The organism is Holophagales bacterium, from assembly GCA_016719485.1.
Classification (GTDB): domain Bacteria; phylum Acidobacteriota; class Thermoanaerobaculia; order UBA5066; family UBA5066; genus UBA5066.
The window spans coordinates 256,445-270,161 of record JADJZB010000023.1; the positions used below are offsets into that span (position 1 = coordinate 256,445).

General features: G+C 70.9%; 9 protein-coding genes. 3 read left to right on the forward strand and 6 right to left on the reverse strand.

Going from position 1 to position 13,717, the window contains the following annotated elements:
• Positions 1-33: 33 nt before the first annotated feature.
• Positions 34-249 (reverse strand): DUF2892 domain-containing protein, encoded by a 216-nt coding sequence (locus IPN03_16760; protein ID MBK9375324.1) that lies wholly within the window; start codon positions 247-249, stop codon positions 34-36.
• 96 nt (positions 250-345) lie between these two features.
• Here IPN03_16760 and IPN03_16765 point away from each other — a divergent pair, with 96 nt between their 5' ends.
• Positions 346-1,146: a PhzF family phenazine biosynthesis protein gene (locus IPN03_16765; GenBank protein MBK9375325.1), complete on the forward strand. Its 801-nt coding sequence runs from the start codon at positions 346-348 to the stop codon at positions 1,144-1,146.
• A 6-nt stretch (positions 1,147-1,152) separates the two neighbouring features.
• Here IPN03_16765 and cadA read toward each other — a convergent pair whose 3' ends face one another.
• The 5 genes from cadA to IPN03_16790 are packed head-to-tail and all read right to left on the reverse strand — an operon-like array spanning position 1,153 to position 7,700.
• The gene (gene cadA, locus IPN03_16770) at positions 1,153-3,444 is read right to left on the reverse strand and encodes a cadmium-translocating P-type ATPase (protein ID MBK9375326.1); all 2,292 of its coding nucleotides are present in this window, start codon (positions 3,442-3,444) and stop codon (positions 1,153-1,155) included.
• Positions 3,441-4,886 carry a M20/M25/M40 family metallo-hydrolase gene (locus IPN03_16775; protein ID MBK9375327.1) on the reverse strand — a complete coding sequence of 482 codons (1,446 nt, stop codon included), beginning with the start codon at positions 4,884-4,886 and terminating at the stop codon, positions 3,441-3,443. The genes cadA and IPN03_16775 overlap by 4 nt, the downstream gene beginning before the upstream one ends.
• A gap of 23 nt (positions 4,887-4,909) precedes the next feature.
• Positions 4,910-6,640 (reverse strand): GGDEF domain-containing protein, encoded by a 1,731-nt coding sequence (locus IPN03_16780; protein ID MBK9375328.1) that lies wholly within the window; start codon positions 6,638-6,640, stop codon positions 4,910-4,912.
• 2 nt (positions 6,641-6,642) lie between these two features.
• Positions 6,643-7,011, reverse strand: coding sequence for a hypothetical protein (locus tag IPN03_16785; protein ID MBK9375329.1), 369 nt, complete (start codon positions 7,009-7,011; stop codon positions 6,643-6,645).
• Entirely contained in the window at positions 6,900-7,700 is an 801-nt protein-coding gene (locus IPN03_16790) for an LD-carboxypeptidase (protein ID MBK9375330.1), read from the reverse strand. The genes IPN03_16785 and IPN03_16790 overlap by 112 nt, the downstream gene beginning before the upstream one ends.
• Positions 7,701-7,851: 151 nt before the next feature.
• Here IPN03_16790 and lysA point away from each other — a divergent pair, with 151 nt between their 5' ends.
• A complete protein-coding gene (lysA, locus tag IPN03_16795) occupies positions 7,852-9,162 on the forward strand; it encodes a diaminopimelate decarboxylase (GenBank protein ID MBK9375331.1) in 1,311 nt (436 codons plus the stop codon).
• Positions 9,163-9,343: 181 nt separating this feature from the next.
• Positions 9,344-13,690, forward strand: a complete 4,347-nt coding sequence (locus IPN03_16800) for a PKD domain-containing protein (GenBank protein MBK9375332.1) — start codon at positions 9,344-9,346, stop codon at positions 13,688-13,690.
• Positions 13,691-13,717: the final 27 nt, after the last annotated feature.

Genomic DNA, 13,717 nt, shown 5'->3' on the forward strand with positions numbered 1-13,717 from the left:
GCTTCCTGGACTGTCAGCTCCCCGGCCCGTCGTTCAGGACGGCTTCCCGGCCTTCAGCGGGCACGTGGAGAACCCGAGGACGGTGTAGAGCGGGCAGCTCCCGAGCAGACCGGTCATGACGGGGATGACGCCGACGTAGCCCCATGGACCGACCTTCCCGGCCGCGGCGAGGCCGATCAGCGCGAGGCCGATGCCGACTCTGATGACGCGTTCGGCGATGTGTTCGTTGACGGGGAAGAGCTTGCTCATGACGCTCCTTTGAGGACCCTTCCGGTCCGAATTCGTTCTCCGAGTATGAGAGCAGGGAAGCTCGCCGGAGGATTCATCCCGGCGTATCTTTGCCGGATGGCGCTGCCTCTCTACCTCGTCGACGCCTTCACCGCCCGTCCGTTCGCAGGGAACCCCGCCGGCGTCTGCCTCCTGTCGTCGCCTCTTCCGGACGACGTGATGCAGAACGTCGCGATGGAGATGCACCAGGCCGAGACCGCCTTCCTCCTCCCGGAGGGCGACGCGTGGCGGCTTCGCTGGTTCACCCCCGAGGTCGAGGTCGACCTCTGCGGCCACGCGACGCTCGCCTCTGCCCACGTGCTCTTCGAGAGCGGACGCGTCGCCCCGGGCGCGACGGCGCGGTTCCAGACGAAGAGCGGCCTCCTGACGGCCGAGCACGAAGGCGCGTCGATCGTCCTGGACTTCCCCGCGACCCCCGCCGAGGAGTTCGCGCCCCTCGGAGACGCCCTCCGGGCGCTCTCGATCTCGCCCGTCTACTCCGGCAAGACGCGCTTCGACCTCTTCTACGAGGTCGCGACGGAAGCCGAGGTTCGCGCCCTCAAGCCCGACTACGGCCTTCTCGACCAGGTCCCCTACCGCGGTGTCATCGTCACGGCCCGGGCCGACGCGGGGTCGCCCTTCGACTTCGTCTCCCGCTTCTTCGCCCCCGAATGCGGCGTCCCCGAGGACCCGGTCACCGGGTCGGCCCACTGCGCCCTCGGACCGTACTGGCAGGGGAAGCTCGGGAAGGCCGATCTCGTCGGCTACCAGGCTTCGCCGCGCGGCGGGACGGTCCTCGTCTCCTGCCACGGCGAGCGGGTCCGCCTCGCGGGGACGGCCGTCACCGTCGTGAAGGGCGAGCTCCTCCTCCCGTCCTGAGCGCCCCTACTTCCCGAAGCGCCGGAGCCTCAGGGCGTTCGAGACGACGCTCACCGAGGAGGCCGCCATCGCGAAGCTCGCGAGCATCGGGTTCAGCGTCCAGCCCGTGACGGGATAGAGCGCGCCGGCGGCCACCGGGATCAGGACGACGTTGTAGACGAACGCGAGGAAGAGGTTCTGTCTCACGTTCCGAAGCGTCGCCTTCGACAGGTCGAGCGCCGTTCCGACTCCCGAGAGCGCACCCCCGACGAGCGTGATGTCCGAGGCCGCGCGGGCCACGTCCGTCCCGGTCCCGATCGCGATCCCGAGGTCCGCCGCCGAGAGGGCGGGAGCGTCGTTGATCCCGTCCCCCACCATCGCCACGACCTCGCCCTGTGCGCCCAGCGCCTTCACCCGCTCGGCCTTCTCGGACGGCGAGAGACGCGCGGCGACGTTCGCTTCCGGGATTCCCGCCGCTCGCGCGGCGGCCGCGACCGCACCTGGCCGGTCGCCCGACAGGACGTGGAGCGAGAGACCCCGGGCCGCCAGCTCCGCGAGCGCCTCCCGGGCGTGCGGCTTGACGGGGTCGGTCAGGACGACGGCTCCCAGAGCCTGCCCGGACAGGGCGAGGAGAACCAGCGTCCCGTCGCCGCCGGCGTCGAGAAGCTCCGGCGGCACCGCCACGCCGCGGGCGGCGAGAAACGCCTCCGAGCCCGCGAGCGCCGGCTCGCCGGTCACCCTCCCCGTCACGCCCCCACCCGGCACCGCCGCCACGTCGCGGGCGCGCTCGAAACCGAGGCCGCGTGCGCGGGCCGCCTCGAGAACCGCCTTCGCGAGCGGGTGCTCCGATCCCGTCTCGAGCGCGGCGAGCGCCGCGAGGAGCGTCTCCTCGCTCACGCCCTCCGCCGGGCGGAGCGCGGTCACCGCGGGGCGCCCCGCCGTCAGCGTTCCCGTCTTGTCGAAGACGATGGTCGTGACCCGCGCCGCTTTCTCGAGCACTCCGGCGTCGCGCAGGAGGAGGCCGAGCTGCGCGCCGCGCCCCGTCCCGACGACGAGGGCCGTGGGGGTGGCGAGGCCGAGGGCACAAGGGCAGGCGACGAGGAGGACCGACGTGGCGGCCAGGAGCGCCCGCAGCAGCTTCGGCTCCGGGCCGAAGAGCATCCAGCCCGCGAAGGAGAGGAGCGCGAGGACGACGACGACCGGGACGAAGACCGCGGCGACCCGGTCGACGAGGCGCTGGACCGGGGCCTTCGTCGCCTGCGCCTGCCTCACGAGCTTCACGACCTGGGCGAGCACGGTCTCCTTCCCCACGCGCGTCGCCTTCATGACGATGGACCCGTTCCCGTTCACCGTCGCACCGAGGAGCGGGTCGCCCGGCACCTTCTCCACCGGGATCGACTCGCCCGTGACGAGCGCCTCGTCCACCGCCGTCGATCCCTCGACGAGAACGCCGTCCGTCGGCACCTTCTCGCCCGGGAGGACGCGCAGGAGGTCACCGGCACGCACGCGCTCGAGAGGCACCTCGACGTCGCCGTCCGGCCGCACGAGGCGGGCATTCCGCGCACCGAGCCGGGCGAGCGCCCGGATCGCCTCCCCCGCCCTCCCTTTCGCCCGTTCCTCGAGGAACCGCCCGAGAAGGACGAGCGCGACGATGACGACCGCCGCCTCGTAGTAGACCGGCGCGTGCCCGCCCGGGACGTGGAAGCGGTGCGGAAAGAGCGTGGCCGCGGCCGACGTGAGAAAGGCCGAAGACGTCCCGAGGGCCACGAGCGTGTCCATGTCGGGGGCGAGGCGCCCCGCGGCGCGGGCCCCACCGGCGAGGATCTCGCGCCCCGAGAAGCCGAGGACGACCGCCGTCAGGACGAGGAAGAGGGCGTCGCGCCCCGGGAAGGTCACCTCGGCCATCGAGAGAGTCGCCACCGGCAGCGCGACCGCGACCGCGAGGGCGAGCCGGCGGGAGAGGTCCGTCAGGGATGCCGCGCGTTCGGCCAGCTCGGCGTCGACGACCTCTTCGAGGCCGAAGAGGTCGGCCTTCTCCGCCTCCCGCGCCTCGTACCCCGCGCCGGCCACGGCCTCGACGAGGCGCCCCACGGCCAGCGACGGGTCCGAGAGGCGGACGCGCGCCCGCCCCGAGAGGAGGTCGACGACGGCGAGGGAGACGCCCGGCACCCTGCCGAGGGCCGACTCGATCCGCCCCACGCACGACGCACAGTGCATCCCCCTTACCGTGAGCTCCACCTCGGGCCCGTCGGCGGACCGCGGCGCGGGGGGTGCCGCACCTTCCGCCGTCGGGAGCGAAGGGAGCGTCGGCAGGTTCATCGTGGCTTCGGCCCGGCGGACCCGGCTGGCAGGGTGTGGATCGCCGGGAGGTCCGCCACGGCGTAGGCCATCGCGGCGAGCGCGGCGGCCGCCCTGTCGAGCGACGCCGGCTCGATCTTGTCGAACGTGTCGTCGGCCGTGTGGTGGACGTCGAAGTAGCGCCCCGTCTCCTGCCTCAGGCCGAAGAGCGGCACGCCGGCCGGGGCCATCGTCGAGATGTCGGCGCCGCCCGTGCCCCCCTTGCGAAGCGTCCCGGCACCGAGCGGCTCGAGGAGGGTGGACACGGCGGCGAGCGCCGGCCCGAGCGTGTCCGCCGCGTTCCAGGAGAAGCCCGTCGGTGTGCCGGTTCCGCTGTCGGCCTCGAAGGCGCCGGCGTGCTTCGCCAGCTCGGCGGCGTGCCGGGCCGCGTAGCCCTTGCCGCCCGCGAGGCCGCTCTCCTCGTTCGCGTAGAGGACGACGCGGATCGTTCGCCGGGGCCGGCGGGGGGATTCGGCGATGAGTCGCGCCGCCTCGATCGCGATCGCACAGCCGGCGCCGTCGTCGACGGCCCCCGTTCCGAGGTCCCACGAGTCGAGGTGGCCCGAGACGACCACGACCTCGTCCGGCTTTTCCCTCCCCTTCACCTCGCCGATGACGTTCGCCGACACGGAGGGGGGAAGGGGGCGGCAGCCCAGGACGATCTTCACCTCGACGGGGCCCTTGGCGAGGAGCCGCTCGAGGAGGTCGGCATCCGTGTTCGAGACGGCGGCCGCAGGAATGCGCGGCCCGCCGTCGTCGTAGTTCGTCGAACCCGTGTGCGCGAACCGGCTCGACGACGTCCCGACCGACCGGACGAGAACGGCGAGCGCGCCGTGCGGCCCGGCCTTCGCAGCGCCCGAGGCGCGTATCGGGACGGTCGCGCCGTAACCCGGGCCCTGGCCAGGCCTCGCCATCCGGCGGCTGAAGAAGACGACCTTCCCGCGCACGACCGCCGGATCGGCTTTCACGGCATCCTCCAGCGCCTCGAGCGTCTTCATCTCGACGATGGGCGCCGTGATCCCCTGCGGCGGCGTCCCGACGCTGCCGCCCAGCGCCGTGACGACGAGCACCTGGGGGAACGGAGAGACGACCCGGGCCGTCTCGACGCCACGTTCCCAGGCCGTCACGGGAACCTCCTCGGCTCTCACGTTCGAGAAGCCGAGCTCGCGGAAGAGGGCCGCTGCCCACGCGACGGCCGCCCGGTCGCCGGGAGTCCCGGCGAGGCGGGGGCCGACCTCGTCCGTGAGCCTCCGGACCCACTCCGTCGCACGGGTGGCAGACGTGCCCCTGCCGGCGAGCGCGGCGACCGCCGCGCGCGTCTCGGGCGGGAGCGGATCGACGGCGACCTCGGCGAGTGCGAGGGCGGCGAGCGGCGCGGCGAGGAAGGAGACGAAGAGCCCGGTGCTCCGGCGGCGTGCGGTCACGGGACGGGAGTGTACGGAATCCGCTAGAGGCGGACGGACCACTTTCCCGACGGGGTCTGTCGGGCCGCCCGCGCCGGGTGCCCCGCGCGGAACGCCTCCTTCGCCTCGTAAAGCCGCCGGTCGGCGTCTCTGAGGAGGTCCTCCGGCGTCCTGTGGCGGGTCCCGTCGAAGATCTCGGTCCCGGTCGACGCGCTCGCGAGGAAGCCGCCCGTTTCCTCCGAGAGTGCCGCGCCCAGCGCCTCGCGCAGGCGAGAGGCCAGGGCCGGAAGGGTCTCGCCGTCGACGTCGCCTACGACCACGGCGTACTCGTCGCCGCCGTAGCGCGCGACGAAGTCCTGTGGGCGCGATGCGTCGAGGAGAGAGCGCGCCGCGCGCAGGAGGAGGCGGTCTCCCGCGAGGTGGCCCCTCGCGTCGTTCCACTCCTTGAAACGGTCGATGTCGGCGAGGAGGAGCCCGAAACCCCGCCCCTTTCCACGCCGGAACGCATCTCCTCTTTCCGCGATCTCGCCGTACAGGGCGTCGCGGTTCCAGAGGCGCGTCCCCGGGTCGGTCAGCCCGGCGAGCCGGTAGCGCCTCACCTCCTCCGACATCCGCCAGAGGACGGTGAAAGCGAGGCAGAGGAAGAGAACACCCATGAGCACGACGCGCCACGAAGGATCGAGGTCGGCGGGACCCGTTCCGGGGACGAGGCCCGCGACCGGGACCACCGCGAAGAGGAAGGACACGTGCCCCACGAGGTCGGTCCGCGCGCTGCGGCGGCCGCGCCACGCGGCGACGGCGAAGCGGACGAGGAGGTCGAGCAGGAGCGCCGCAAACGCCCAGCGAAAGAGCTGCAGCGGCACGACGAAGCTCTCGATCCCCGGGACGACGGGCGCCGCGACGGCGAGGAGGGCGAAGGCGGGAAGGAGAAGGCGGTAGCCGGGCGGGATGCCGGCCCCGAGGAACCGGAGCATCGCCGCGCAGTAGCAGATCACCGTCGACACGAGGACGACGATGCCGCCCCGGAAGACGGCCGAGAGGGGAAGGCGGGAGTCGCCCCAGGCCGAGTGGCCGAGCATCAGGTAGAGACCGAGCGACGTCGCGAAGCCTGCGAAGAGGAGATAGTCGGCGGGGCTTCGGGCGTGGAAGGCGAAGAGGACCAGGAGCACCGACACGACGAGCGACGCGCCGAGGAAGAGGACGAGGCTCTGGTCGTGCAGCGATCGCTCGCGCTCGAGGCGGTCGAGCCTTCCGATCACAGGCAGGCCCCGGAAGGCGCTCCCGTCCCTCTTCCCGTGCCAGACCCTGACGACCAGCTCGCGGGGCCCCGCGGAATCCACCCGGTCCGTCGGGAGCGGGTAGAGGCGCGCGACGAAGTGAGCCGTGTCGGACGCGGGCGGGAATTCCCCGAGGCCGCCGATCCTCACGCCGTCGAACCAGGCCTCGTCCACGTCCCGGATACCCGGGACCGCGAACGCGAGGGGTTGCCCGACGAACGGCGACAGGTCCACGAGGACCCGGTACCAGCGGACTCCCTCGCGCGCCGCCTGGTCCTTCAGCGGGTCGGTCGGCCGGAAGTCGAGACGGTCGATTCCGGTGACGCCGTCGGGCGGATCGCCGTCGGCCGCTCTCCAGCCGGTGGAAAGAACGACGGGCAGGCCCACGGGGTCCGGTGCGGACGTCGCGCCGGCGGGCGGCGCCGGCGCGGCGAGCAACACAGAGAAGACGAGGAGGGCGAGGTCGGCCCGTCGCGCGCGGCGTGCCGGCCCCGTCATCGTCACGAGACCGCAGGTTCGAGGAGCGTGAGGGTCCCCTTCGCCACGTCCAGCTCCGCCAGGACGCCGACGGGAAGCGTCGACTTGTCGGGCACGTGCCCGAACCGCAGCCCCGCGAGAATCGGAACACCGAGCTTTCCGAGCCGGTCCGCGACGACCTCCTGCCAGGTCCACGTCCCCTGGAAGCTCCCCTTGTCCGCCGGGCCGCAGTCCTTGAATTTCCCGAATACGATTCCCGCGCACGTCGCAAGGCGCCCTGTCAGGGCGAAGTGCGTGAGCCAGCGGTCGATCCGGTACGGCTCCTCCCCGACCTCCTCGAGGAAGAGGATCGAACCGGCGAGGGGTGGCTCCCACGGCGTGCCGACGAGCATCGAGAAGACGCTGATGTTGCCGCCCACGAGGCGGCCGCGGCCCGTGCCGGGGACGATCCGGCGGAGACGGTCCTCCCGGTCGACGAAACCCTCCTTCGGCTCCAGCGGGGCGCCGCGGCGATGACGCCCGCCGGCTCCGTCGAGAAGAGGACCCGCTTCAGTTCCGCGAGCGCGTAGTCGGAGAGGTTCTCCGAGCAATTCGGCGCGTGGTACGTGACGAGGCCCGTCCGGGCGTGGAACCCGTTCAGGAGCGCGGTGATGTCGCTGTAGCCCAGGAGGGGCTTGGGGTTCTTCCGGATCGCCTCCCAGTCGAGGAGCGGCAGGAGGCGCCCCGAGCCGTACCCGCCACGGATGCACCAGACCGCGTCGATCGACGGGTCGCGGAAGGCGGCATTCAGGTCGGCCGCGCGCTCCTCGTCGGTTCCGGCGAGGTACATCGTCTGGCGGGCCGCCGCCGGCATCCTCTTCGGGACGAGCCCGAGCGAGGCGACGATCTCCTCGGCGATGACGTTCGACTCGACCTCCGTCCCGGGGCTCGCCGGGGAAACGAGAGCGACGCGCGCCCCCGGGGCGAGCGCCTTCGGGCGGACGGGCCCGCCAGGAGGCGCCGCGGCGCGGGCGGCGCGCGGCAGGGCCAGGAAAGCCGAGGCGAGAGCGGCGTCGGCGAGGAGGCTGCGGCGGGTCTTCACCCTTCGATTCTATGCGCCGCTTCTGGACCGCGGCCTCCTGCGGCCGCAGAATCGGCCGACGTCCCATGAGCATTCACACTCCGATCCCGTCAGCCGCTCCGGCCCTGTTCCGCCCCGTCCCGTCCCCGGCTCTCGCGGCGCGGAGGGCCCCGTGACCCTCCGCGAGGGCCTCGTCCTCGCCCGTGCCGGCGAGGCCGCCCATCCGACGAGCGTCGCCGCGTTCACGCGCCTCGCGGCCGCGCACGGCACGCCTCTCTACGTCTACGACGCGGAGACGATCCGCGAGCAGGCCCGCGCCCTGGCGGCCGCCTTCGCCCCGCGCTTCCCGAAGCTGCGGGTCCGCTACGCGCTCAAGGCGAACACGAACGTCGAGATCGTGCGGCTCCTCCTCTCCGAGGGGCTCGCGCCCGAGGTCGTCTCGGAGGGAGAGATCCGCGCCGCCCTCCTCGCCGGAGCGAAGGGAGGCGACGTTCTCTTCTCGTCCTCCTCCAAGAGCCCTTCCGAGATCGACTTCTCCCTCCGGCACGGCGTCATCCTGAACGTCGACAACCTCGACGAGCTCGCGCAGGTCTCGGCGGCCGCGGTGCGCCTCGGGACCACCGCGCGCATCTCCTTCCGGATCAACCCGGGCGTCGACCCCGACACCCTCCACCAGATCAACACCGGCTGCATCGAGTCGAAGTTCGGCGTCCACCTCGACGCGGGGATCGCCCGGAAGGCGTACGAAACCGCGAAGGCCCTCCCGGGCCTCGCCATCGCCGGCATCCACTGCCACATCGGCTCGCAGATCACCGCGACCGACGCGTACGAGGAGACCGCCCGGAAGATGCTCGCCTTCGTCCGCGAGCTGAAGGAGGAGCTCGACATCCGCCTCTCCTTCGTCGACCTCGGCGGCGGCCTCGGAATCCCCTTCGAGGACGGCCGTACGGTGATGGGCCCCGAGGAGCTCGCCCGGGCGCTGAAGCCGATCTGGGAAGAGGAGATCGCCCTCCTCGGCTACGAGCCGGAGCTCTGGATCGAGCCGGGACGTTTCCTCGTCGCCGAGTCGGGTTTCCTCGTCGCCCGCGTCAACTCCGTCAAGACGACCCCGGTGAAGACGTTCGTCAACGTCGACGCCGGCTTCAACACCCTGATGCGGCCGGCGCTCTACGGCGCCAGGCACCGGGTCCGGGTCGTCGGGAAGACGGCCGCGCCGATGACGCTCGACGTCGCCGGCGACGTCTGCGAGACCGGGGACATCCTCGCCGAGGGGAGGCTCCTCCCGAGACCCGAAGCGGGCGACCTCGTCGTCTTTCTCGACGTCGGCGCCTACGGCTTCGCGATGGCGAGCGAGTACAACGCGCGCCCGCTTCCGGCCGAGGTCCTCGTCGACGGCGACGAGGTCCGCGTCATCAGGCGGCGCGGGACGTTCGAGGGGCTGCACCGGGGCGAGCGAGGGACGGCGGCGGGCGGCGACGACTAGCGGCTCACCGGGATCTCGCCTTCGACGGCGAGGCCGCCCTTCCCGGGCGGCCTCGCTGCAGCCGGCGGTCTGCTCGGTCCTCCGTTCCGGCGGTCCTGTGAGCGGCGAGATTGCCGAAAGGTCACGGGGCCCTATACTGTGTAATTCAACACAAAAGTAGGCCCCCGGAAGGGAGGACGTCATGAATCGACGCCTGTGGTTCTCTCTGTGGACGAGTGCTCTCGTCCTGGTTTCGGTCTTTGCCTCCTTCCCCACGCGCGCGCAGACGGACCCCTCCGCGCCCGTGCTCGACGGCGCGATATCTTTCTCCGGGCGACGGAACATCCCCAACCTCTCCCTCCTCGGAGCCCGGAAAGAGAGGGCAGACGAGGAAGAAGCCACTCACGAGGGAAGGGGCTACTGGAAGGCGCGGCGCGAGTGGGAAATGCAGGAGAGCGCAGAGCTCCCCGCGGCGCCGATACTTCGATCGGTCTCGGAGGCGATCTACCGCGAGCGCCTTCGTTACCGAAGTCAGGACGGAGGCCCCCAGCCCCTCAACGCGACGCTGGCCGCAGCCGGCTGGAAATCCCTGGGGCCGACGACCGATGCCGGCCGCGTGCGCGACTACGCCTTCACCCGCGACGGCTCGAAGCTCTACGCAGCCACGGCGAACGGAGGCATCTGGCTCCTGACCCGCCAGGGCGGGGCGGGTTCCGACTACGGCAACCCTGTGAACCTCACGGACGACCTCCCGCTCCTGACCTTCGGCGCCGTCGCCGTCGCGCCCTCGAATCCGAGCATCGTCTACGCAGCGACGGGGGAGCAGTCGCCCCTCAGCGGCTCTCAGGTGACCGGGATGGGGACTCTCCGGTCGACGGACGGCGGTTCGACGTGGAGTTTCAATACGTCATCCGTCACCGGTGGGTGGTTCGACGTCGTCCCCTCGCAGTACTCGTACGATCTGGACGTCCACCCTTCCAATCCCGACGACGTCCTCCTCGGCACGGCCAACGGGATCTTCCGCTCCACGGACGGCGGACGGACCTGGGTGAACCGCCTTCCCTCCACGGGCGCCAGCTCGACCTCCTCGCTGGAGCTCCGGCGGCAGGGCGTGAACCTGGCGCGCAGCCCGGCGAATCCCAACGTCGTCTGGGCCGGCCTCTGGGGTGGCCTCGGGCGCTCTCTGGACGGAGGCGAGACCTGGCAGGTCCTCTTCGAAGACATCGCCCAGCAGGTCGGCTACGCCGGCCTGCCGATTCGTTCTCTCGTCGCGATCGCCCCCTCCAACCCCAACCGGCTCTACTGGCTCGTCGCGGGCTATGAATCCGGCAGGGGGTACTCCCAGGTCGGCCTCTTCCGGAGCGACAACGGCGGCCAGAACTGGGGAACGGCCCTCGGTCCGCCGTCGGGGCAGGCCTATCCGCTGATCGCGGGCTCTCAGGGCTGGACGTTCCTGGGCATGGCGGTCGACCCGACGAACGCCGACCGCGTCATCGCCGGAGGCCTCGACACCTGGCGGTCCGAGGACGCGGGCCTGAGCTGGACACAGATATCCCAGTGGACGCTGCCCGAGCGCCACCCGCAGTTCTGCCACGCCGACGTCGACGTCATCGCCTTCGAGCCGGGTCTCGGAAACTTCTGGATGGGGACGGACGGCGGGCTCTTCCGGTCGACGAACGGTGGTCGGTCCTTCATCTGGAAGAACGACGGCGTCGTCGCCCGGATGTTCTCCTCTCTCGCACAGCATCCAACGGACCCGTACCGCCTCTACGCGGGAACCCAGGACAACGGAACGATGAAGCTGTCCGGCGACAGCACCGCCGCGTGGAAGAAGATCTTCTACGGCGACGGCTACGACTGTGCCGTCAACTACCAGAACCCGAACATCGTCTACGCGACCAACTTCAACGGCTACACGTCGCGCGCGGACGACGGTGGCGAGAGCGAGGACTCGTTCCGGCTGACGACCTGTCCCCCCGAAGCGCAGACAGACGAGCAGTGCTCCGTTCCTCCGGTGACGTCGTTTCGGTCGCGCCTCGCGATGGACCCGGTCGACCCGCGGATCCTCTACACGATGACCGACCGGATCTACCGGACGTCGAACGGGGCTGCCACGGCTTCCGACTGGCAGCCCGTCTTCGCCGAGTACTTCTGCTCCGACGGGATCTCGACCCAGCCCTGTCCGAACGCGCAGAAGAACTACGCGAGCTGCTCATCGATCTCGATCAACCCGCGGGACCGAAACCGCGTCGCCTTCGGGACGGCCGCCGGCTACCTCATCACCACCGTCGACGGCTTTCAGACCGCGTCGCTTCTGAACATCGGCAGCGAGATCAACGCGATCGCCTGGGACCCGACCGACCCGAACGCCTACTACGTGGGACTCGAAAGCGCGACGGAGGTCATCTCCGGGCAGGGGCGCCACGTCATCTGGCGCATCGCCGCTCTCGACAAGGAGCAGAAGACGGCCGCCCCGGCCAGCACGGGAATCGGAGTCCCCGTCACCTATGCGGGAGGCTCGTTCAGCTACTTCGCGCCGGTCGACAGCCTCGCCGTGTCGCCCTCCGACGCGAACCTGATGTTCGCCGGGACGAAGTACGGAATATTCCGCTCGACGAACAAGGGCCAGGCCTGGAGCCGCTTCGGCGACGACTTCCCGGCGACGTGGGTTTCGTCCCTCCTGTTCTCTCCCGACGGCAGCAAGCTCCGGGCCGCGACATGGGGCAGGGGAATGTGGGAGATCAACCCCCTGGGCGGGTCGACGGGACCGACGTCTCCCCCGACCGCCGACTTCGTCTTCAGTCCGGCGAGCCCGAAGCCCGGGCAGAGCGTCACGTTCTCCGACAGGTCTCAAGGAGGGGCCTCGAGCTGGAGCTGGAGCTTCGGCGACGGGACGTCCTCTTCCCTCCAGAACCCGACGAAGGTCTGGGCGAGCCCCGGTCCCTATGCCGTGACGCTGTCCGCGGGAAACGCTGCCGGCACCCGGTCCGTCACGAAGACGGTCACCGTGACCTACGGCTCGACCGGTACCGGAAGCACTTACACTTACCTCCTCCCGATCGTCCTGACCAGCTCCGGCGCCGGCGGCGCATTCTTCACGTCCGAGCTGACTCTCACGAACAGGTCCGGGAAGACACTCAACCTGACCTTCCGGGCAAAAGGCTCGTTCGACGCCTCGTCGACCTACTCCCTGCCGCCCGGCCAACAGATCCACCCGGACATCTTCGGCTTCCTGCAGAGCTCGACGGGGATGGCCATCCCGTCCGGGAACAAGACCGCGTCGCTCCGCGTCGAGGTCGCCGGGGCCGACAACCTCGTCCAGTTCGGCGCGCAGGTGCGCGTCACCACGCCTGCGACCGGGAGCCTCCGTTCCCAGGGGGTCATCGGCCGCTTCGGCCTCGCGTTCCCCGCGACGCCTCTCGGCCGGGGCGCAATCAACGAAGCGTTCGTATTCGGCCTCCAGCAGACGTCCAGCGCAGGCGCGCCCGGCACCCGCTCCAACCTCGCCTGCGTGAACGCGGGAGCAGGATCGGGAGGGTCGATCCGGCTGGAAGTCACGTACCGGGACGGCGACACCGGGGTCCCGAGTCCGTCGAAGGACACGTTCGACCTGGCGGCTTTCCAGTGGGACCAGCGATCGCAGCCACTCGCCGCCCGCGGCATGAGGTACGGCTACGCCGACGTGAAGCGCGTTTCCGGCAACGACCAGTTCGTCTGCTACGGGGTGCTCAACGACAACCTGAACGGGGATGGCGCCTTCGTTCCGATGGTGAAGAACGACGTTCCGTCGAGGACCTCCGCCGCCATGGTCCCGGTCGTTCTCGAGGCCGCGGGCTACACGTCGGAAATGACCTTCGCAAACCGCACCGCCCGGTCGATCTCCGGGCTCTTCGCCCTGCTTCCTTCCGCGGACCCTGTCCCCGACTGGGGGTACTTCGACCTGCCCGCGGGGGCGCAGTTCACGATCCCGAACATCATCGGCGAGCTCCGGGACATCGGCTTCAATGCGCCGGCGGGAACCGTCGGGAGCGTCTTCGTCCAGTTCCTGGATGGGGAGTTCCGCGTGGAGCAGAGCGACACCCAGGCGGAGATTCCGACCAGCGACGGCTTCATCGGCGTGAGGACGACGACGTCGCGGGCGGGCGGCCAGCTCGGCCTCGCCTACGGCTACACGCCCTTGGGAGAGGGTGCGGACACCGAAGCGTGGGTCTACGGCCTGCAGCAGACGGGGATCCGCGGGCAGGAAGGCGGAACGCGTTCGAACCTCGCGGTCGTCCACTCGCTCGGAGGCAACGTCGAGGACCTGAGGCTCGAGGTGACGTACTTCGCCGCCGACGGACGCGAGCTCGGGAAAGAGCCCCAGTGCGCACCCTGCACTCTCGCTCCGGGTCAGTGGAAGCAGTTCAACACACCCCTCTCGGGCTTCGGAGCGTCGCAGGGATACGCACGTATCCGGAGAGTCTCCGGCTCGGACCAGTTCCTCGCCTACGGGGTCCTCAACGACCAGGGGAACGACGACGGCAGCTATGTTCCGATGAACGTCCCATAAGCCAAGCGATCTGGAGGGCTTTGTCGA